16 protein-coding genes and 1 tRNA gene are annotated in these 21,793 nt (G+C 64.6%); 12 read left to right on the forward strand and 5 right to left on the reverse strand.

The annotated features are described in order from the left end of the window. Positions 1 to 11: 11 nt before the first annotated feature. From AC1RMD_RS22750 to AC1RMD_RS22765, 4 genes are read left to right on the forward strand one after another with little or no spacing between them, the layout of a single operon-like run. On the forward strand, positions 12 to 2,207 hold the full coding sequence (locus AC1RMD_RS22750; RefSeq protein ID WP_492929640.1) for a beta strand repeat-containing protein: 2,196 nt from the start codon (positions 12 to 14) through the stop codon (positions 2,205 to 2,207). Positions 2,208 to 2,212: 5 nt separating this feature from the next. Further along, entirely contained in the window at positions 2,213 to 3,856 is a 1,644-nt protein-coding gene (aroKB, locus tag AC1RMD_RS22755) for a bifunctional shikimate kinase/3-dehydroquinate synthase AroKB (RefSeq protein ID WP_492929642.1), read from the forward strand. Positions 3,857 to 3,869: 13 nt separating this feature from the next. Next, positions 3,870 to 5,006: a deoxyguanosinetriphosphate triphosphohydrolase gene (locus AC1RMD_RS22760; protein WP_492929644.1), complete on the forward strand. Its 1,137-nt coding sequence runs from the start codon at positions 3,870 to 3,872 to the stop codon at positions 5,004 to 5,006. Positions 5,007 to 5,061: 55 nt separating this feature from the next. Beyond that, entirely contained in the window at positions 5,062 to 5,385 is a 324-nt protein-coding gene (locus tag AC1RMD_RS22765; RefSeq protein ID WP_492929646.1) for a hypothetical protein, read from the forward strand. On the opposite strand, the gene mutY is transcribed toward AC1RMD_RS22765, so the two are convergent. The 3 genes from mutY to mutM are packed head-to-tail and all read right to left on the reverse strand — an operon-like array spanning position 5,382 to position 9,301. Continuing rightward, on the reverse strand, positions 5,382 to 6,512 hold the full coding sequence (gene mutY / locus AC1RMD_RS22770) for an A/G-specific adenine glycosylase (RefSeq protein ID WP_492929648.1): 1,131 nt from the start codon (positions 6,510 to 6,512) through the stop codon (positions 5,382 to 5,384). The two genes, AC1RMD_RS22765 and mutY, sit on opposite strands and share 4 nt — an antisense overlap. A 14-nt stretch (positions 6,513 to 6,526) precedes the next feature. After that, positions 6,527 to 8,455, reverse strand: a complete 1,929-nt coding sequence (locus AC1RMD_RS22775; protein ID WP_492929856.1) for a dynamin family protein — start codon at positions 8,453 to 8,455, stop codon at positions 6,527 to 6,529. Positions 8,456 to 8,467: 12 nt separating this feature from the next. Then, on the reverse strand, positions 8,468 to 9,301 hold the full coding sequence (gene mutM / locus AC1RMD_RS22780; RefSeq protein ID WP_492929650.1) for a bifunctional DNA-formamidopyrimidine glycosylase/DNA-(apurinic or apyrimidinic site) lyase: 834 nt from the start codon (positions 9,299 to 9,301) through the stop codon (positions 8,468 to 8,470). Positions 9,302 to 9,605: 304 nt separating this feature from the next. Between mutM and AC1RMD_RS22785 the strand changes: the two genes are divergently transcribed. The 8 genes from AC1RMD_RS22785 to AC1RMD_RS22820 all read left to right on the forward strand — a co-directional run bounded on the left by AC1RMD_RS22785 (position 9,606) and on the right by AC1RMD_RS22820 (position 17,129). Further along, a complete protein-coding gene (locus AC1RMD_RS22785; protein WP_492929652.1) occupies positions 9,606 to 11,387 on the forward strand; it encodes a tetratricopeptide repeat protein in 1,782 nt (593 codons plus the stop codon). Positions 11,388 to 11,397: 10 nt separating this feature from the next. After that, a complete protein-coding gene (locus AC1RMD_RS22790; protein ID WP_492929654.1) occupies positions 11,398 to 12,036 on the forward strand; it encodes a lipoprotein insertase outer membrane protein LolB in 639 nt (212 codons plus the stop codon). Positions 12,037 to 12,044: 8 nt separating this feature from the next. After that, the gene (gene ispE, locus AC1RMD_RS22795) at positions 12,045 to 12,923 is read left to right on the forward strand and encodes a 4-(cytidine 5'-diphospho)-2-C-methyl-D-erythritol kinase (protein ID WP_492929656.1); all 879 of its coding nucleotides are present in this window, start codon (positions 12,045 to 12,047) and stop codon (positions 12,921 to 12,923) included. A 76-nt stretch (positions 12,924 to 12,999) separates the two neighbouring features. Continuing rightward, positions 13,000 to 13,076 (forward strand) — tRNA-Gln (locus AC1RMD_RS22800). A 164-nt stretch (positions 13,077 to 13,240) separates the two neighbouring features. Continuing rightward, the gene (locus AC1RMD_RS22805) at positions 13,241 to 14,191 is read left to right on the forward strand and encodes a ribose-phosphate pyrophosphokinase (protein ID WP_026334886.1); all 951 of its coding nucleotides are present in this window, start codon (positions 13,241 to 13,243) and stop codon (positions 14,189 to 14,191) included. 163 nt (positions 14,192 to 14,354) lie between these two features. Beyond that, the gene (locus tag AC1RMD_RS22810) at positions 14,355 to 14,990 is read left to right on the forward strand and encodes a 50S ribosomal protein L25/general stress protein Ctc (RefSeq protein ID WP_492929658.1); all 636 of its coding nucleotides are present in this window, start codon (positions 14,355 to 14,357) and stop codon (positions 14,988 to 14,990) included. A gap of 114 nt (positions 14,991 to 15,104) precedes the next feature. Next, positions 15,105 to 15,686: an aminoacyl-tRNA hydrolase gene (gene pth, locus AC1RMD_RS22815; protein ID WP_492929660.1), complete on the forward strand. Its 582-nt coding sequence runs from the start codon at positions 15,105 to 15,107 to the stop codon at positions 15,684 to 15,686. 138 nt (positions 15,687 to 15,824) lie between these two features. Beyond that, positions 15,825 to 17,129, forward strand: a complete 1,305-nt coding sequence (locus tag AC1RMD_RS22820) for an amidohydrolase (RefSeq protein WP_492929662.1) — start codon at positions 15,825 to 15,827, stop codon at positions 17,127 to 17,129. Here the strand turns inward: AC1RMD_RS22820 and AC1RMD_RS22825 are convergent. Both AC1RMD_RS22825 and AC1RMD_RS22830 read right to left on the reverse strand, forming a co-directional pair. Next, positions 17,092 to 18,492, reverse strand: a complete 1,401-nt coding sequence (locus tag AC1RMD_RS22825) for a DUF3999 family protein (RefSeq protein ID WP_492929664.1) — start codon at positions 18,490 to 18,492, stop codon at positions 17,092 to 17,094. The genes AC1RMD_RS22820 and AC1RMD_RS22825 overlap by 38 nt on opposite strands. Beyond that, on the reverse strand, positions 18,489 to 21,656 hold the full coding sequence (locus tag AC1RMD_RS22830; protein WP_492929666.1) for a DUF2339 domain-containing protein: 3,168 nt from the start codon (positions 21,654 to 21,656) through the stop codon (positions 18,489 to 18,491). The genes AC1RMD_RS22825 and AC1RMD_RS22830 overlap by 4 nt, the downstream gene beginning before the upstream one ends. Positions 21,657 to 21,793: the final 137 nt, after the last annotated feature.

Below are 21,793 nucleotides of genomic sequence, written 5' to 3' on the forward strand. Positions count from 1 at the left end.
GAATTCGCATCATGAAAAAAATCACCGGATGGCTGGCCCTGCTGGCATGCGCCAGTGTCTTGTCCGCCTGCGGCGGCGGCGGCGGTTCGGCCGGCGCCAACGGCAACGGCGTGACGCCGTCCAAGGCGGCTTCCGTGGTGCTGACGGCCAGCGCGAACACCATCGCCTCGTCCGGCCTGGACGGCACCGAGGTGACGCTGACGGCCATCGTCAAGGACGCCGGCGGCAATGCGCTGGCGAACGAGACGGTCAGTTTCAGCGCCAGCTCCGGCACCATCAGCAGCACCAACCGCATCACCAGCAACTCCGGCCAGGTGATTGAAAAGCTCAGCGTCAAGGGCGACAGCAGCACCCGCACCATCACCATCAGCGCCAGCGCCAACAATGGCGCGGTCAAGTCGACCGAGATCAAGGTCGACGTGGTCAGCGCCGTGCCCAGCCTGACGCTGACCACCTCCGCCGGTTCGCTGGCCTCGGTCGGCACGGCCGGCAGCGAAGTCGATGTGATTGTGCTGGTACGCGACTCTAACAACGCCGCGATGGCCGGCGTGAACGTCAACCTCAAGGCCGACTCGGGCAACCTTTCGCTGGCCAACGTCGTCTCCGACGCTCAGGGCAGGGCGACCGCCAAGCTCGGCACTGGAGACGATCCAACCTCGCGCGATATCAAAGTCACCGCGAGCGCGCCGGGGGCAGTGGCCAAGACCACCGTGGTCCCCGTGACCGGCAACAAGCTGACTATCAACGCCCAACCGACCATCAATGTCGGCTCCAGCGCCGACGTCACCCTTAAGTTGGTCGATTCGGCCGGCAATGGCTTGATCAACAAGGCGGTGACCTTTGGCTCCAACTCCAACTCGCTGACCGTCAAGAACGGCGGCGCCGCCGTCACCAATTCGGCCGGCCAGCTGGTGCTGACCTATGCGGCGTCCAGCGGCACGGCAGACCAGATCACTGTGCGCGCCGGCGGTGAGATCGCCACGGTCGGCATCGTCATCAATTCCTCGACTTTTGCGATCAAGGTGCTCGACCTCAAAGGCAATGTGGAAACCGTCGCCGACATCGGCGGCTGCCAGCAGGTTGCCGTGACCGGGGGGCCGAGCTCGCCCGCCAGCGTCATCATCAACACCTCGCGCGGCGACGTGTACAGCAATGCCAACTGCACCACCAAGCTCAGCGGATCGATGGCATTGAGCGGCGGCGCCGCCACCGCCTACGTCAACGCCAGCGGCCCTGGTGTGGCCACGCTGACGGCCACTTCCGGCACGCTCAATACCCAGACCGACCTGGAGTTTGTCGCGCCGCTGACCGATGTTGCCACCATTTCGGTGCAGGCCGACCCGGCGGTGATCGGCGTCAATCCCAAGGGCATCACGACCCAGCAGGCCACATTGCGCGCCGTGGTGCGTGACGGCAGCGCACTTAACAATGTGGTCAAGAACGCCACCGTGGCCTTCACCATCGCTGCCGACCCGAGCGGCGGCACTCTGAGCCAGCCTAACGTGGTGACCACCGGCGCCGACGGTGCCGCCACCGTCAGCTTTATCGCCGGCAGCAATCCGTCGGCCCTGAATGGCGTGCAGGTGCAGGCCAAGCTGGTTGCCGGTTCCAAAGCCAGCGCCATCGCCAGCCTGACGGTGGCGCAGAAATCGCTGTTCATCAGCGCCGGCACCGGCAATACCGTGATCATTCCGACCGACACCACCACGCTGTACCAGCTCGACTACTCGATCCTGGTGACCGATGCCGCCGGCAACGCGGTGCCGGGCGTAAAACTGACCGCGTCGGCACTGCCGTTGACTTACTTCAAGGGCATCATGTTCTTCCCCGAGCCACAGGGCCCATGGCAACCGGCGAGCAAACTTGACTGCGCCAACGAGGATGCCAACGGCAACGGCATCCTGGACGCCGGCGAGGATTTCAACGGCAGTGGCACACTGACCCCTGGCATTCCGGTCACCGTCACAACCAATGTGACCACCGACGCCAAGGGCCAGGCTCTGGTCTCGCTGACCTATACCAAGGACAACGCCTACTGGCTCGATCTGAACCTGACGGTGCGCGGCCAGGCAAATGGCACTGAGTCTTCCTATACGGCTCTGGTACACTTGCCGGGCGCCGCGGTCGATTACGCGACGAAAACTGTGCGGCCGCCGGGTTACACCAGCCCGTATGGCACCTCAACTTCGTGTAGCAACAATAATTAACGTTCATGCCTAATGTGTTTCTAGTCGGCCTGATGGGGGCAGGAAAAACCACCATCGGCCGCATCCTGGCCCGCAAGCTGGGGTTGCGTTTCATCGATTCCGATCACGAGATCGAGGCCCGTACCGGCGCCTCGATCCCGTGGATTTTTGAAATTGAAGGCGAACAAAGCTTCCGCCGGCGGGAGGCGGACGTGATCCGCGAGCTGACCGCCCAGCCCGACCTGGTGCTGGCCACCGGCGGCGGCGCCATCCTGAACCCGGACAACCGCGCCTACCTGAAGGAGCGCGGCACCGTGATCTATCTGCGCGCCACCGTCAACAGCATCCTGCAACGCACCGCGCACGACAAGAACCGGCCGCTGCTGCAAACGGCCGATCCGCGCAAAAAACTCGAAGAATTGATGGCCACCCGTGATCCTTTGTACATGGAAATTGCCGATATCGTCATCGATACCGGCCGACCTAACGTACAATCGATGGTTCAATCCATCCTGACCCAGCTGGAAACCCGGGCTTGCGTAGCCTCGCCCAACTGCGTCACACAAGCCGAACCATCGATGAACGAAGAAACCACCATCCTGTTAAATGTCGAGCTGGGCGAGCGCAGCTACCCCATCTCGATCGGTCCGGCGCTGCTGCAAGACAGCATGCTGCTGGCGCGTCACGTCAACGGCGACAAGGTCGCCATCGTCACCAACACCACCATCGCGCCGCTGTACCTGGAGCGGGTCGAGGCCGGCTTGCGCCGTGCCGGCAAGCAAGTCACGTCCATCGTGCTGCCGGACGGCGAAGAATATAAAAACTGGTCCAGCCTGATGCAGATCTTCGATGCGCTGCTGGCCGCCAAGGCCGACCGCAAGACCACGCTGATCGCCCTGGGCGGCGGCGTCATCGGCGACCTGACCGGCTACGCGGCCGCCAGCTATATGCGCGGCGTCGATTTCATCCAGGTGCCGACCACCTTGTTGTCGCAGGTCGATTCCTCGGTGGGCGGCAAGACCGGCATCAACCATCCGATGGGCAAGAACATGATCGGCGCGTTCTACCAGCCGCGCGCGGTGATCGCCGATACCTCGACCCTGGAAACCCTGCCGGCGCGCGAGCTGTCGGCCGGCCTGGCCGAAGTGATCAAGCACGGCGCCATCATCGACGCCGCCTTCTTCGACTGGATCGAAGCCAATATCGTCAAGCTGATGGCGCGCGACAAGAGTGCGCTGGCCTACGCCATCGCCCGCTCGTGCGAGATCAAGTCGGACGTGGTGCGCCAGGACGAACGCGAAGGCGGCCTGCGCGCCATCCTGAATTTCGGCCACACCTTCGGCCACGCGATCGAGAACGGCCTGGGCTACGGCGAGTGGCTGCACGGCGAAGCCGTCGGCTGCGGCATGGTGATGGCGGCCGACCTGTCGCACCGCATGGGCCTGGTCGACGCGGCCACCGTGGCGCGCATGCGCGCGCTGGTGGTGGCGGCCGGCCTGCCGGTCAAGGCGCCCGACCTGGGCACCGAGCGCTGGCTGGAGCTGATGGAGGTCGACAAGAAGAACGAGGGCGGCGCCATCAAGTTCATCCTGCTCAAACCGCTGGGCGCGCCGAGCATCACCAACGCGCCGCACGAGCTGCTGCTGGCCACGCTGGCCGCCAGCATCTAAGCGCAGGAGCACCATGCTGCCCGACGAATACCTCGCCCCTTACGCGGCCCATTCGGCGGGCGGCGCGGGGCGCCGCTTTGACGAAACGGCGCACGCCTCGCGCAGCCAGTTCCAGCGCGACCGCGACCGCATCATCCATTCCTCGGCCTTCCGCCGGCTGGAATACAAGACCCAGGTGTTCCTCAACCACGAGGGCGACCTGTTCCGCACCCGGCTGACGCACAGCCTGGAGGTGGCGCAGATCGGCCGTTCGCTGGCGCGCAACCTGCGGCTGAACGAGGACCTGGTGGAAGCGATCTCGCTGGCGCACGACCTGGGCCACACGCCGTTCGGCCACGTCGGCCAGGACGTGCTCAACGAATGCATGCAGGACCACGGCGGCTTCGAGCACAACCTGCAAAGCCTGCGCGTGGTGGACGAGCTGGAAGAACACTACGGCGCCTACAACGGCCTGAACCTGATGTTCGAGACCCGCGAGGGCATCCTCAAGCATTGCTCGCTGAACAATGCGCGCTTGCTGGGGCCGGTGGCGCAGCGCTTCATCGACCGCACCCAGCCGTCGCTGGAGGCGCAGCTGACCAACCTCGCCGACGAGATCGCCTACAACAGCCACGACATCGACGACGGCCTGCGTTCCGGCCTGATCACCATCGAGCAGCTGGAGCAGGTGGAGTTTTTTGCGCGGCTGTGGCGCGACGTGCAGGTGACGTTCCCCGGCCTGTCGGGCCGGCGCGCGATCTATGAAACGCTGCGCCGCCTGATCACCGCCTTGGCCGACGATTTGATCGCCACCTCCAGCGCCTTGCTGGCCGACGCCGCGCCCAAGAGCCTGGACGAGGTGCGCACCGCGCCGCCGCTGATCCGCTTTTCCGATCCGATGCGCAAGGACGCGACCGAGCTCAAGCGCTTCCTGCGCGAGAATCTCTACCGCCACTACAAGGTCAACCGCATGCGGGTGAAGGCCAGCCGCATCGTGCGCGAGCTGTACCACTCGTTCATGGCCGAGCCGGTGCTGCTGCCGCCGGACTACCAGGACAAATCGGGCGACGTCGGCAAGCAGGCGCGCAAGATCGCCGACTATATCGCCGGCATGACCGACCGCTACGCCATCCGCGAACACCGCCGCCTGTTCTCGCTCGACGAGCTTTGAGTGGGCTCAATCGTGCGGTCTTGAGCGTCAACGGTGTTCGGCGCATGATGGCTCGATGGACGAGCAAATCGCACAACTGGACCGGCGGCTGACCTCGGTGGAGATCGAGGTGGCCTCGCTTGCGGCTGAGGTATCCGCCACGCGCAGCCAGTTCGCCAGCAGGGAGGATTTCGCCAGGCTGGACGGACGGCTAGCCGTCATCCAATCCAATTATGTGACGAAAGAGGATTTGGCTGCGGTGGAAAATAAACTGAGCGGTGAAATCGCGGCGCTGAGGTTGCAGATGGCAGAGCTTGAGAAACATATGATGCGTTGGTCTCTTGCAACCATCGTTGCCATTTCCAGCGTGGTGCTTGGCGTCGTCAAGATCTGGCCTTAGAACATCCTTTGCTGCGCGGCCTTGCTGTCGCCTACCAGTTCCAATAGCAGTTTCTTGATCGGCGCCGGTAGCGGGGCGTCGGGGATTTTGGCGGCGTCGTACCAGACGTGGCCGGATTCGGCCGCCATCGTCAAGCGGCGCGCCAGGGTCACGCGGTAGGGCGCGATGTGCAGCTTGTAGTGGGTGAACACGTGCGTCACCGTCGACAGCCGCTCGTGCGATTCCATCTCGCCGAACTTGCCCACCGCCAGCATCAACGCGGCATCATCGACCGCTTCCACTTCATCGTCCTCGGCCAGCAGATGGCCGTCCAGCTCCGGCAGCGACAACAAACCGCCCCATATCCCGCTTGGTGGACGCTGTTCCAGCAGCACCTGGCCGCCGTCGATAATCGCCAGCATCACCGCATGCTTTTCCGGGCTGACCTTCTTCGGCTTGCGCACCGGCAGGTCCTTGGTGCGGTTAGTGGAAAACGCCACGCAGCGCGGCTGCATCGGGCAGCGCTCGCACGAAGGACTGCTGCGGGTGCACAAGGTCGCGCCCATGTCCATCAAGCCCTGCGTGTACGATTCGATGCCTTGCTCCGGCAGCAGCGCCTCGGCGCGGCGCCACATCATCTCCTCGGTCTTGCGCTCGCCGGGATAGGTGTCGATGCCGAACACGCGCGCGAACACGCGCTTGACGTTGCCGTCCATGATGGCCGCCCGCGTGCCGCTGGAAAACGCCGAGATCGCCGCCGCCGTCGAACGGCCTATGCCGGGCAAGTCCGCCAACAGCAAAGGATCGGCAGGGAACACGCCGTCGTACTCCGCCACCACGCGCTGCGCGCACTTGTGCAGGTTGCGCGCCCGGGTGTAGTAGCCCAGGCCGCTCCACTGCGCCATCACATCCTCGACCGGCGCGCAAGCCAGGTCGCGCAGGGTAGGGAAGCGCTCCAGGAAGCGCGCGTAATAACCCAGCACCGCCGACACCTGCGTCTGCTGCAACATGATTTCCGACAGCCAGATCAGATACGCGTCGCGCGTGTTCTGCCACGGCAGCACATGGCGTCCATGCACTTTTTGCCAGCCGATCAGATCGGCCGAGAAACTGGGATCCGTAAAATTCTCACCTGCTACAACTTTCATTCTTTTCCTAAACTCTAAGCGGCGGCGTCCAGCGCCACGAATTCCGCATTGATGGCGATGCTGATCTGCCCCGCCAATTCATTGAGCCGCGCCTTCTGCGTCTCCAGCTCCTGCTGGCTGCCTTCGAACGCGTCGATTTTCTGTTCCAGGCTGTCGGTCGCATCGTGGATGCGCTGGATCGACGCCAGCCGGTGTTTCAACTGATCCTTGTGCTGGCGGATCTGCGCCTCCAGCGGCGCCATGATCACCTTCAGCCACGCCTCCGCATCGTTGTTGGCGGCGCGGAAGCAGCCGCGCACGCGCGAGGCGATGGTGTCGAAGAACTTCTCCATCAACACCACGCGGCTGGTGGTCAGCAAGGTCGCCGTGCCGAACTGCTTGTAATAGATCGCCTCGATAGCCTCGATCTCCTCGCGGTAGTGCGCCAGCGAAAACGGCATCGGCAAGGCCAAGGTCAGCCCGTGCTCGTTGGAGAAGCGGCGGTACATCACGCCCATCATCTCGCTGATCTCCACCGTCTTGTGCTCGGCCGCGTCGAGGCTGGCGCGGATGCGTTCGAAGTAGTTGCGCACCGCCTCGCGCACGCCGGTGAAGAAGCGGCTGCGCTGCATCTCCTGGCGCACCAGTTCGATGTCGTCGCGCACGATGTCCATGCCCATGCTGGTGTACAGCTCGGTGGACAGCCGGGTGAACACGGCGCGCGTGGCCTGCAGCTTGAACAGGCTGGCGTCGAACTCCTTCTTCTCCACATCGATGCGGCGCATCATGTGGGCGATCACGCTCTGGTTCTTGCCGCGCAAACCCTTCAACTCATGCAGCTGTTCGACCACGCCGCGGCTGCGCGCGTTGACCATCGCCAGCTGTGCCGTGCTCAGCGCATGCAATTCCTCGCTCAGCTGCTTGCGCACGATTTCCTTCTTGGCCGGAATCAGCTCGTTGAACAGCGCGCCTTCCAAGGTCTGCAGGCGGCTGCGCTCCAGCAGCGCCGGGTCCTGGTTGATCTTGGCCACCAGCGCCTTCTGCGCCGACACCGGGAACACCTGGCGCGGCTCCAGCGCCAGCACGTGCGCCACGTTGGCTTGCTGGCGCTCGATCTCGATGTTGATCTCGGCCTCGCTGCGCAGTTCGTCCCACATGCTGTCGATCTTGTTGAGCACCACCAGGCGGCCGGCGCCGGCGCCGATGTGGTTGCGCCAGACTTCGATATCGCTCTTGGTCACGCCGGTGTCGGCGGCCAGGATGAACAGCACCGCGTGCGCATTCGGGATCAGGTTCAGCGTCAGCTCCGGCTCGGTGCCGATCGCGTTCAGGCCCGGCGTGTCGAGGATCACCAGGCCCTGCTTCAGCAGCGGATGCGGGAAGTTGATGATCGCATGGCGCCACAGCGAAATCTCGACCAGGCCGGCGTCGTCCAGCGTCACCGGCATGTCGGGATCGTCCTCGTCGTACAGGCCGTAGCGCTTGGCTTCCTCGACCGGCACGTGGCGCGTCATGCTGACCTGCTTGAACACCTCGTGCATGTCGGCGCCGGCGTCCAGGTTCAGCGGCAGCACGGTCCAGGCGGCGGGCTGGTCGCGGTAGTCGCTGGTGGACAGGTTCTCGGCCCGCGTCTCGATCGGCAGCAGGCGGATCGACGGCGCGAAGCTGGCGTCGTACATCAGCTCGGTCGGGCACATGGTGGTGCGGCCGGCGGCGGACGGCAGGATGCGCTGGCCGTAGTCGGCAAAGAAAATGGCGTTGATCAGCTCGGATTTTCCGCGCGAGAATTCGGCCACGAAGGCCACCGACAATTTATCGTCGGCCAGCCGCGCCAGGGTGCGCACGATGCGCTGGTCGGTGGCGGCGTCGGTCAGGGACGCGCCGGCCACCCAGGCTTGATACTCTTTCAACGCCGTGACGACGCCTTGCCGCCAGGCGCTGTATTGTTCGAAATCCCTGACCATCATGTTCCGCCCTTATTTTTGGCAATTCACACAGTAGAACGTGGACCGTTGCCCCTGCTTGATCTGCCGTATCGGCGCCGCGCACACCTTGCAGGGGACACCTGCACGATCATAGACGAAATAACTCTGCTGAAAATACCCGGATTGGCCGTTGACGCTAATAAAATCGCGCAAGGTGCTGCCGCCCTGGACAATGGCCTCGGCCAGGATCTCGCGCACGGCCTGGGCCAGCTTGTCGTAGCGCGCCAGGCTGATGCGCCGGGCCGGTGTCTTCGGATTGATGCCGGCGCGGAACAAGCTTTCCGAAGCATAAATATTGCCGACGCCGACAACGATATCGCCCGCCAGCAGCACCTGCTTGACGGGCGCGCTGCGCTGCCGGGTTTGATCGTACAGCAATTTTCCGCTGAAGCCAGCCTCCAGCGGCTCCACGCCCAGCTCGCGCAGCAGCGCGTGGTGTTCCAGCAAGCCGTCGGCGGCGTCGTGCCACAGCACCGCGCCGAAGCGGCGCGGATCCTTCATGCGCAGCACGCGCAGGCCGTCCGGGGTTTCGACCACGAGGTCAAAATGATCATGTTTTTCCGGCGTTATGTCGGACGGCATGATGCGCAGGTGGCCCGACATGCCGAGGTGGATGATCAGCGTGCCATGGTCGAAATGCACCAGCAGGTATTTGCCGCGGCGGCCGGTGCGCAGCACCTGGTGGCCGGCCAGCAGCTGCGGCAGCTGCGCCGGAAACGGCCAGCGCAAGCCTTCGCGGCGCAGCACCACCTGATGCACGGTGCGCCCCTCGATATGCGGCGCAACGCCGCGCCGGGTGACTTCAACTTCTGGTAATTCTGGCATCTGGTTCGCAAACTGTCGAAATATTGAGGCGGCTGACTCTGGTCGTGGCGGAATATTTGGTTACACTAGTGAACTGTAACGCTTAAATCGGAAGCGCTTGCCGCGCAGGCAACGCGCAGGGCGGCGTTGCAAATGCTCGCGATAGCTCGCTATCGCTGCGCTTTGCGCCTTGCCCTGCGCGCCGCCTGCGCGTCCTTCGCTCCCAATTTAAGCGCTACAGTCCACTATCAAAAGACGCAATCGGTGTGTTGCGCGTAGAATCCGATTGAATCAGTACCTTTTGCCGACTTGCCAGGATCTTCCCTTGAAAAACGCTTTCGCCATTGTAACCCTCTCCGCCTTGCTGTCCGCGTGCGCCGTCGCGCCGCAAAAAAAGGTGGAGTCCGCCGCTGCGGCGCCTGCCGACGCGGCTGCGGACAGCCCTGCGCCGGTCGCCGCGGCGCCGGCGAAGGCCGAGGAGGCGTTGCCCGATGTCGAGCTGACCAGCGATATGCTGTTCCGCATCACCAAGGCCGAGCTGGAATTCAAACAGGGGCAGTGGCAGGGCGCCTACATCACCATGCTGGCGCTGGCGCAGCAAACGCGCGATCCGCGCCTGGCGCGCCGCGCCGCCGAGATGGCGTTGACCGCCAAGCAGGGCCCGGAAGCGCTGTCGGCCATCCGCCTGTGGCGCAGCCTGGCGCCGGACTCGGACGAGGCCACCCAATACTTCCTCGGCTTCGCCGTCGTCAACGACGACCTGGGCGAGGCGGAGCAGATCTTTGTCGAACGCCTGAAGGCCGCGCCGGCGCAGGCGCGTCCGCTGGCCATGTTCCAGATGCAGCAATTCCTGCTGCGCGCCAAGGACAAGAACGCCGCCTTCGCGCTGGAAGACCGCGTGCTGGCGCCGTACAGCGACACGCTGGAAAGCCACCTGATCCTGGCGCAGGGCGCCTTCGCGCTGGGCGACAACGAGCGCGCCCGCGCCGAGGCCGAACAGGCGCTGCGCATCAAACCCGATTCCGAGCTGGCCATCCTGACCACGGCGCAAGTGTCGGGCGATATCGATGCCGCGCTGAAAGTGCTGTCCGTCTTCCTGGAAAAATATCCGAAGTCGCGTGAAGTGCGCGCCGCCTACGCCCGCATCCTGGTCGACGCCAAGCAGACCGAACCCGCCCGTAAGGAATTCCTGACCCTGCTGAAAGAGCAGCCGGACAACCTGTCCACGCTGTACGCGCTGGGCGTGATAGCGATGCAGACCAACGACATCCCTAACGCGGAAAAGTACTTCACCGATTTCGTCAAAGTGCTGGCCGATCATCCGAGCGACGAGCGCGACCCGTCCAAGGTGCTGATGATACTGTCGCAGATCGCCGAGCAGCGTAACGACGTCGACGCCGCCTACAACTGGCTGGACAAGGTCGACGGCTCCGATGAAAAAATCTATCTGGCCGCGCGCATGAAGATGGCGCAGCTGACGGCCCGCAAAGGCAATGTCGATGAAGCCCGCAAGCAGCTGGCCGAGCTCAAGCCGACCGAAGCCGTCGACCAGGCGCAGATCTTCCAGGCCGACGCGCAAATCCTGCGCGATGCCGGCGACCACCGCGCCGCATACGTCGTGCTGGAAAACGCCGTCAAGCGCTATCCGGACAATCCCGACCTGTTGTACGACTTCGCGCTGATCGCCGAAAAGCTGGGCCAGGTGGAGCTGATGGAAAAGGCGTTGCGCCAGGTGATGATCGCCGCGCCCGACAACCAGCACGCCTACAACGCGCTGGGCTACTCGCTGGCCGAGCGCAACGAGCGCCTGCCGGAAGCCTACTCGCTGATCGACAAGGCCATGAAGATGGCGCCGGGCGATCCCTTCATCATGGACAGCATGGGCTGGGTGCAGTACCGCATGGGCAACCTGAACGAAGCGGAAGCCTTGCTGCGCCGCGCCTACGCCCTGCGCGGCGATCCTGAAATCGCCGTCCACCTGGGCGAAGTACTGTTCGTCAAGGGCGACACGATCGGCGCCCAGCAGATGTGGCAGGAAGCGCAAACCAAAGACCCGAAGAACGACGCGCTGAAAAGCACGCTCGCCCGTTTGAAACTAAGTCTGTAAGCGATACCTGATGACCTTATTCAAGCTGCGCCGCCGCGCGCCCGCCGCCATGCTGGCCGCCGCGCTGGCGACCTCCGTGCTGGCCGGCTGCGCCACCACCTCCGCACCGCGCTCGGCCGATGTGGTCGCGCCCTACCAGGACCGCATCGAGCTGGGCGGCGGCATCGCCATCAACTACAGCAAGGACGGCAAACGCGAATCGCTGACCGGCAAGTTCACCTGGCAGCAGACCAAGACAGCAACCGACGTCAGCCTGATCTCGCCGACCGGCCAGGTTCTCGCCGTCATCAACGTCACGCCGGGTTTGGCGACGCTGAAGCAAAGCGGCAAGGAGCCGCGCAGCGCGCCCGACCTCGACAGCCTGACCACGCAGACGCTGGGCTGGACGCTGCCGGTGTCCGGCCTGCGCGAATGGCTGCAAGGCTACGCCACCGACGCCAGCGGCAAGCGCTTCGTCGCCTCGCCGGCCAACGACACGGTGGTCACGCGCGACGGCTGGAAAGTCGAATACGCCACCTGGCAGGAGCCGTTGCAAGGCAACGGCGCGGCACCTGTGCCGCAACCGAAACGCATCGACCTCACGCGCCTGGGCGCGGGGCAGGTCGATGACCTGACGATACGCATCGCCATCCGTCCAACCGCGGAATAAGAAGCACCATGACCAGTCTGAAGAATTGCCCGGCTCCGGCCAAGTTGAACCTGTTCCTGCACGTGAACGGCCGCCGCGCCGACGGCTACCATTTGCTGCAAACCGTCTTCCAGTTGATCGATCACGGCGACACGCTGCATTTCGAGCTGCGCGGCGACCATCAGATCCGCCGCGTGACCGACCTGCCCGGCGTGCCGGAAGAGAGCGACCTGATCGTCCGCGCCGCGCGGCTGCTGCAAGCCGAGGTGCTGCGCCGCACCGGCGCGCTGCCGGCCGGCGTCGACATCGCCATCGACAAGATCCTGCCCATGGGCGGCGGCCTGGGCGGCGGCTCGTCCGATGCGGCCACCACGCTGATGGCGTTGAACCATTTGTGGCGGGCCGGTCTAAGCAAGGAAGAGTTGATGGCGCTGGGCCTGCCGCTGGGCGCGGACATCCCCTTCTTCATCTTCGGCCAGACCGCCTTTGCCGAAGGGGTGGGGGAGGCGATGCAGCCGGTAACAGCGCCGGATTGTTGGTATGTCGTCATCGAGCCGGGCGTCGCGGTGCCGACCGCTGCAATTTTTTGCTCAGAATATTTGACAAGGGATACTCCGGTCGTCATAATAACGGACTTTTCCAGCCACCTCGAAAATCGAATCGGTTTAACAGGGTTTGGAAAGAACGACTTGCAGCAAGTAGCAACGAAGTTATTCCCTCCGGTAGCAGAGGCGGTAGAATGGCTCGGTGCTTACGGTGACGCCAGGATGACTGGCTCCGGTGCTTGTGTGTTCAGTGCGGTAGCAACCGAGAACGAAGCGGATGCGGTGCTTGCAAAAGTACCGGCGAAGTGGAAGGCCTGGAAAGCAAAAGCGCTGGAACGCCACCCGATCATCGAAAAGTTGTGAGGCGGTAAAAAAATTTGGCTTAGCGTGAAAATGGCTGTAAAATACCGGCCATGTAACGACAAGCAGTCAGTTGCGTAGGGGAATCGCCAAGCTGGTTAAGGCACTGGATTTTGATTCCAGCATACCAAGGTTCGAATCCTTGTTCCCCTGCCATTCGTTTGTATCTGGATCCGTCGAGGCGCAAGTTGTCTCCGGCCAGGTAGAGCAAAGATGGCATCGCCCCAGCGCGAACCATACCCTAAGTTCTAAGTACAGCGCCACGCGGTTTTCGCTGGCGACTTTTCAAAAATTTTCATCGACTATCTCTGGGACTCCCAATGGCTTTCGAAAACCTGATGGTTTTTACCGGCAACGCTAATCCTGCATTGGCAGAAGGAGTCGCTAAAAATCTCGGCATCCCTCTCGGCAAGGCAAACGTTTCGAAATTCTCGGACGGCGAAGTGATGGTTGAGATTAACGAAAACGTCCGCGGTAAAGACGTCTTCGTTCTGCAATCGACTTGTGCCCCGACCAACGACAGCCTGATGGAGTTGATCCTGATGGTCGACGCTCTGAAACGCGCGTCCGCTGGCCGTATCACCGCAGCTATTCCTTACTTCGGCTATGCCCGTCAAGACCGCCGCCCACGTTCGGCGCGCGTTGCGATCTCGGCTAAAGTCGTCGCCAACATGCTGGAAGAAGCGGGCGTCGAGCGCGTCCTGATCATGGATCTGCACGCAGACCAGATCCAGGGCTTCTTCGATATCCCGGTCGACAATATTTACGCTTCGCCAATTCTGCTGGGCGACCTGCAGAAGAAGAACTACCAGGATCTGCTGGTGGTATCGCCGGACGTCGGCGGTGTGGTACGTGCGCGCGCCCTGGCAAAACGCCTGGGCTGCGACCTGGCCATCATCGACAAGCGTCGTCCTAAGGCCAACGTTTCTGAAGTGATGAACATCATCGGTGAAGTCGAAGGCCGTAACTGCGTGATCATGGATGACATGGTCGACACCGCAGGTACCCTGGTCAAGGCCGCCGAAGTGCTGAAAGAGCGCGGCGCGAAGAAAGTCATCGCGTATTGCACCCACCCAGTGCTGTCCGGCCCGGCAATCGAGCGCATCACCAATTCGTCGCTGGACGAGCTGGTCGTGACCGACACGATTCCACTGTCCGACGCGGCCAAGGCTTGCGGCAAGATCCGTCAGCTGACCTGCGCACCGCTGCTGGCCGAGACGTTCAAACGCATTATCAAGGGCGATTCCGTGATCTCCCTGTTTATCGACTAAAGATAAACGATTTAGCCAGTTTTTGACGGCGCGCCCTGTAAATATGCAGGGCGCGCCGTTGTACTTCCCAGTTTCATGAGCGCAGTCAGCTCATTTTCGAAGCACCCTGGTCGCGGGGGCTTCATAACACGGGGCGCGAGCCCTGTTATTTTTGGAGTTACACATGAAAGTTGTTGCATTCAAACGCGAATTGCAAGGTTCCGGAGCGAGCCGCCGCCTGCGCAATTCGGGCCAAACCCCTGGCATCATCTACGGCGGTACCGAAGCGCCAGTGACCATCTCGCTGGATCACAACGCGCTGTACCACGCGCTGAAAAAAGAAGCCTTCCACTCGTCGATCCTGGATCTGGAAATCGACGGCGTCACCCAGCAAGTTCTGCTGCGCGACTTCCAAGTCCACGCGTTCAAGCAACTGGTTCTGCACGCTGACTTCCAGCGCGTTGATGCAAACGCCAAAGTGCACATGAAAGTGGCTCTGCACTTCGCTAACGCCGACGTGTCCCCAGCAGTCAAACTGCACGGCGCCACCATCAGCCACGTAGCCAACGAAATCGAAGTTTCGTGCCTGCCAAAAGACCTGCCAGAGTTCATCACCGTTGACCTGTCGAACATCGACGTTGGTCACTCGCTGCACATCGCTGACCTGGTCCTGCCAGCTGGCGTGACCGCGCTCACCCACGGTTCGAACCTGACCATCGCTACCGCTTCGGTACCTGCCGGTCACGTAGCTGCTGAAGCCGCTGCAACCGCTGAAGCCCCGGCTGCTGACGCTAAGCCAGCTGCTAAAGCCAAGAAGTAATCACTGACGCCGCCTGCGGGCGGCTGCAGCAGAAAACCCCCGCCAGTGCTTCATGCCAGCGGGGGTTTTTGTTTTTAAGCGATAATCACGTTTCTCTTTTAACGACCTCACGTCATGCCTATACGCCTCATCGTCGGCCTCGGCAATCCCGGCCCCGAATACGAACAAACCCGTCACAACGCCGGCTTCTGGCTGGTGGACAAGCTCGCCAACGACATTGGCGCCCGCCTGCAACGCGAGACCAAGTATAACGCGCTGATGGCCAAGGGCGCGGTCGCCGGCCAGGAAGTCTATCTGCTGGAACCGCAGACGTATATGAACCGTTCCGGCCAGTCGGTCGGCGGGCTGTGCCGCTTCTTCAAGATCCTGCCGGACGAGGTGCTGGTCGTGCACGACGAGCTGGACCTGATGCCCGGCGCCGCGCGCCTGAAAAAAGGCGGCTCCTCGGGCGGCCACAACGGCTTGAAGGACATCACCGCCGCGCTCGGCACGCAGGATTACTGGCGGCTGCGCCTGGGCATCGGCCATCCGCGCACGCTCAGCCTGGCGCAGCAGGTGGCCGATTTCGTGCTGCACCGCCCGCGCCGCGAAGACCAGGAGCTGATCGAGCAAGCGATCGACAAGTCGCTGCTGGTGATGCCGCTCATCGTCGAAGGCAAGTTCGACGCCGCCACGATGAAGTTGCATACAGCCTGATCGCGGGGGTCAAGTCTGACATTCGGACACGGCCTCTGCCGTAGTGTCCACTACGGCAGAGGCCGTGTCCGAATGTCAGACTTGACCCCCGCTGTGGTGGTATGCTGGTTTGCTTATCCCCAGACCAGGAAGCCACCGATGAAGCTGCTCCCGCTTGCCGCACTATTGATCGTCCACGCCGCCCAGGCGCAGGACGCCTCCGCCGTCGCCAGCCAGATCAACGGCATGTATCCCAAGCTCGACGCGATCTACAAGGATCTGCACGCGCATCCCGAAATCGCCTTCCAGGAAGAGCGCACGGCCGCCAAGCTGGCCGCCGAGATGCGCGCGATCGGCTTCGAGGTGACGGAAAAGGTCGGCAAGACCGGCGTGGTGGCCATCTACAAGAACGGCGCCGGCCCGACGGTGCTGGTGCGCACCGAGCTGGACGGCCTGCCGATGGAGGAGAAATCCGGCTACGCCTATTCCAGCAAGGCGCACGCGCTGTTGGAAGGCAAGGATACGATGGTGGCCCACAGCTGCGGCCACGACGTCCACATGACCGCATGGCTGGGCGCGGCGCGCGCGCTGGTGGCGCTGAAGTCGCAGTGGAAGGGCACCCTGATGTTCATCGGCCAGCCGGCCGAGGAAACCGTCAGCGGCGCCAAGGCCATGCTGGACGACGGCCTGTTCAAGCGCTTCCCGAAACCGGACTACGCCTTCGCGCTGCATACCTGGCCGCTGGCCCACGGCACCATCGGCTACAACAGCGGTCCGGTGTCGTCGAACTCGGACGCCATCGAGATCACCTTCAAGGGCCGCGGCGGCCACGGCTCGGCGCCGGACAAGGCGCTCGATCCGATCACCATCGCCGCCCGCTTCGTGGTCGATGTGCAGACCGTGGTCAGCCGCGAGAAAGATCCCAAGGAATTCGGCGTCGTCACCATCGGCGCGATCAACGGCGGGACGGTCGGCAACATCATCCCCGACAGCGTGCGCGTGCGCGGCACGATACGCTCATACAGCCCGGAGGTAAGGGCGAAACTGCTGGCCGGCGTGCGCCGCGTCGCCAATGCCGCGGCCGCGATGGCCGACGCGCCGGCGCCCGATGTCGAGCTGATCACCGGCGGCGCCGCGATCGACAACAGCGACGCGCTGGTCAAGCGCACCGAGGGCGTGTTGAAGAAAGCCTTCGGCGAGGCCAACGTCTCGCGCATGCCGGCGATGACGGCCAGCGAAGATTTCTCGGCCTACATCAACGAAGGTGTGCCGGGCATGTTCTTCTTCACCGGCGTCTACGATCCGAAGGCGGTGGCCGAAGCGGCCAGGCCGGGCGGCAAGCCGATCGCCTTCAATCACTCGCCGTACTACGCGCCGGTGCCGGAACCGTCGATCAAGACCGCCGCCCAGGCGATGACCCTGGCCGTCATGAACGTGATGGGCGCAGCAGGCGCCAAACCATAAACGCCAGCACGGCCACACCCAGCAGCAACACGCCCCACAGCACCACCAGGCGCTGCCGGGCGGCGCTGGCCGCGCTCAGTGCCGCGGTGGCGTCCTGCGCGCCGCTGCCTTGCTGCTGCCTGGCCGGACCGGCGCTGGCTGGTTCCAGCTTCTGCAATTCCGCATCGGAGAAGCCGGGCGCGACCTGGCTCAACTCGCGCACCACCGGTATGGCGCGCTCGCGGCCGACCGCCAGCGTGTAGGGCCCGTTGCCGTTGGCGAGGAAAATCAGCGTGGCCGGCGGCCAGCTCAATCGCAAAGCGGGCCTTGCTGTTGCTGGCGCCGTGGTCCGCAGCACCCATTGCGTCGCATGCACCGGCGGCACCTCGATGTCGCCCGAACTGCGCACCTGCTCGCCCTGCGCGATGCGGTAGAACGTCGCGCTGGCGAGCGGATCGAAGCGCCAGGCCGGGCCTTGTCCGGCTTGCCTTGCCGGCAGTTCGCGATAGCTGCCCAGCGTGCCGGACAACACAATATTGGCTTCGCTGAATTGCAGCCCGGCCTTGCTTGGCGCGACGGCCGGCGGCACGGCGTAGACCAGGTCCTGCGCCTGTCTCCCTGCTGCCGCCTGCAGCAGCAGTTGCTCGGTGGGCTGGGCCACATCGGCGTGGACCAGCTGTTCGGCCGCGATGGCGGCGAACTGGATCGGCGTGCCGCTGCGCCAGTTCAGCCGGGCATAGCGGAAGCTGCGCGCGTCGAACTCCAGCCGGTCGTTGGACAGCGTTTGCGCATCCTGGTTGACCAGCCAGTTCAGGTCGGCGGCGCCGACGGTGTCCCAGTGCTTCATGTCGGCGCTGGTCTCCAGCCAGACTTGTGCGCTGTACTCGCGCTGGCCGGACGGCAGCGTGAAGCGCAGCGCGCTGACCGGCGTGGCGGCCGCATCCTTGCCGAGGTCGAGCACCAGCCCCGCCAAGTGCGGCGGCTGGGTCGCCTGGTCGCGCGCGTTGTCGGGACGGACCTTGACCGACAGCAGGCGGCCGTCGGTGGCCGTGCTGACATCGAGGTCCAGCTGCCCGGCCGATGCGGCCGTGCTCATCAGCGGGAAGATGGCGGACGGCAGCTCGCGCCGGCTGGTGCGCGTCGCCGGCGCCGGCGTGCGCAGCGCGAACGGTTGCAAGGCGCCGCTGGCGTCGAATACCCGCACGTCGTCCAGCAATGGCGAACGCGCATGCAGGTAGACGTCTTTCGGTAGCCGCACTTGCAGCACGCCCTGTTTGGCGCCGGCGGTCAGCGGCAGCAGGTGGGTGTAGTCCTGCGGCGTGTCGCTGGCCGCCGCCGATGCGATGGTCGATGCGGCCACTGCCGCGATCAGGATGTTTTTCATTTCTTTTCCGTTTCTGTAGGGTAGGGCGCCAGGTAACCGATGCCGACCATCAGCGCGCCCACGCCGACGAAGGAAACGATGCGCTCGACGCCGCCCACGTTGGACAGGTCGACCAGGAACAGCTTGGCGACCACCGGGGCCAGCAGCACCGCGCCGCCTATCCAGACGGCGCGCAGCACGCGCCTGGCGGCATAGCGCATCATCAGCAGCGCCGTGATGCTCCACACCAGCGACAGCATCGCCTGCACGAACTGCGACGCGAACATGGCGTCGAATTGGTACGGCACGTTCATGTAGTTGGAAACGGTGCGCAGCAGCGCCAGGTTGAGCCAGCCATAGCCGGCCAGCGCGGCCAGCAGCGGCAGCGGCGCCACCCAGTTCGGCGGCCGGGAGGCGATCAGCTTGTGGCGCAGCGTTCCGCCGGCGTCCATGTCGCGCAGCAGGCGGTAGCAGCCGTAGGCCATCAGCATGGCGAAGCAGGTCGTCAGGTCCAGCGGGTTCAGCAACGGCAGGTAGGGCAGCGGCGCCATGGCGCCGTTCTGCGACAGGTTCCAGACCGCCACCAGCAGCAGCGCCCAACCGCACGCCAGCGGGATCAGGCGGCGCCGGTACCATGCGGCCAGCGGCGCGACCGGCCAGCCGCCGGCGCGGCTGCGCCGCATCAGCCAGCCGACGGCGGCCATCATCAGCCAGGCCGGAATGAAGCGCGCCCAGCTGGCGCTGGTCTGCCAGCCGGCGTCGGCCAGCAGCTGCGCCTCGGCGCTGCTGGCGCCGTGCAGCCAGCGCGTGATCCAGATCGCCGCGACCGGCCAGATCATCAGCCACGGGCCGCCGGTGCGCACGATGTGCAGCAGTTGCAGAGGGATGTCGCGCAGCATCCAGCCGCTGGCGGGCCAGATGCGCAACAGCCATTCGCCGACCAGCCACAACGCGGCATAGGCCAGCCAGGTGGATGCGGCGGGCAGGCGCTTGTCGAAATACAGGCCGCCCAGCATCAGTGCGCTGGCGACGGCCAACGCGACCCAGGCCGGCGCCGTCAGCGCGCGCAGGCTGCGCCATTGCAGGCGGCGCGCCAGCTTGACGATCGCCACGGTGCCGGCGGCGATCAGCATGCCGTAGATGCCGGGGCCGAGGATGTCGTCGCTGGTCCAGCTGCCGGTGCTCATGATCTGGTAGCGGATCGACAGCCAGCCCGCCAAGTCGGGCAGGATCAGGGCGAACCACCACAGGCCGGCCCACAGCATCGTCAGGCGCGACAGGCCGTAGCCGGCGCTGCCGGGTTGCTGGCCGTCGTGGCGCATCAGCGCCCAGCTGCTGAACAGGGCGCCGGCGCAGATCATGGCCGCGCCCAGTATCGGCCGGTCGAACAGGTCGGGTGTCGCGGCGAGCCAGTTCCATTGCGTCAGCGCCAGGATGGCCAGCATCACGCCCGCGACGGCCTGCGCAACCAGGGCGAAGCCGCTCGCCAGCAGCCACGCCATCTTGCGCGCGATGAAGTACAGCGCCGCCGCCGCCACCAGCGCGCTGACCACCAGCAGGTTGGCCTGGCTGGCGCCGTCGGTGCGCAGGAAGATCTCGGTCCAGGCGCCGGCCACCAGCCAGATCGATGCGAACGCGAGGAACAGCGCCGCCAGCGCGGCAAACAGTTTGGTGCCGCTGTCCTGCTGCGCGCGGAAGCGGGTCGCCATCAGGAAGGCGGTGATCGACAGCAGGATGAAGCCCAGCCACAGATTGGACTCCAGCGCGCTTTGCGGCGATAGTCCGCTGACGGTGCCGAAGAACGACAGCCAGGCGCCCGCTTGCACCAGCAGGCCGAACATCCACGCCAGCGTTTGCTTCTGGCGCAGTCCGATCCAGACGATGCCGGCGCCTTCCAGCGCCCAGGCGGCGGACGTCCAGCGGCCGTCGAGTGCGAACGGTATCGCCAGGGTGCCGAACACGATGCCCAGCGCGAGGAAGGCGTCGGCCAGCAGGGCGACCTTGTCGCGCCGGCGCAGCACGGTGGCCAGGACGATGTAGAACAGCCCCAGCGCCAGCGCCGAGTAGGCCACGCCGAACGGGTAGCCGCGCACCAGGCCAAACTGCAGGCCGAAGCCCAGCATCGGCGTGCCGAACACCAGCGTGCCGTCGACATAGTTTTTCAGTTTGACCGATTGCCGGCTTGCATAGGCCAGCGGGATCGAGACGTAGAAGGCAAAGAACAGCAGCAGGAACCATTGCACCGACAGATAATTTTCCGGCGCGTAGCGCAGTACGCCCCAGGCGGTGCCGATGGCGAAAGTGAAGGCGAAGCCCAGCAGATTCAGCGGGCGCCACGAGCGCAGCATGGCCAGCGCGAACACGCCGGCGTTGAGCAGCGCGTAGTACGAGAACAGTCCGATGTGGCTGCCGCCGCCGGTGGACGCCAGGATGGGCGCGGCAAAGCCGCCGACGATGCCGAAGATGGCCAGCCACATGGCGTCTTGCAGCACCGCCAGCAGGCAGGTGAAGACGGTCAGCACAAACAGCAGCGCGAAGGCCAGCGAGCCGGGGATCAGCTGGTACAGGCGGAACGCGCCGAAGGTCACCAGCATCAGCACGGCCAGCGCCGCGCCCTGCACCGGCAGGCTGATGGCCGGACGGCTCAGGCGTATGCGCCAGGCCCAGGCCAGCAGCGCGATGTCCACCAGCACGATGCCGGCCAGGCGGAATTCGATCGGCACCGTCACGCGGGCGGCCGTGTATTTCAGCAGGAAGCTGACGCCGATGAACAGGATCAGCAAGCCGAGCTTGGCGACCAGGTTGCCGCCGAAGAGCCAGGCCTTGGCGGCCACCAGCCAGCGCGGCGGCGTGGGCTCGGGCCGGGGCGCCGGCGGCGCGGCCGGTTCGATGGGAGCGGGGCGGGGGGATGGCGCGGCGGGCGCGGGGGGCTCGACCGGTGCCGGCGTCGGCAAGGCCGTCGCAGCAGGCGGCGCAGCCGGGCGCGCAGCCGGAGCTGCTTGCGGAGGAGTTTGCTGTGCTGTCGGCGGCGCGGCGGTGCGCTGCATCGTCGTTTGCAGCGCGCGCAGCGCGTCCACTTCGCGCTGCAATTCCGAGGCGATCTTGCGCGCCTGCTTCGCTTCCGTGCGCGCGCGCCATGCGACGCTCAGCGTGAACACGCCGAGGATAAACAAAAGGAATTCCATCGAACGGCTCCCCTGAGGTAATGTCGCAAACTATCACACTTGCAACATTGCCTCAATCGGAACGGTCAGTATAAGCGGGGGTCAAGTCTGACATTCGGACACGGCCCCTTCCGTAGCGGCCGTTACGGAGGAGGTCG

The organism is Duganella sp. GW822-FHT06D06, assembly GCF_058799615.1.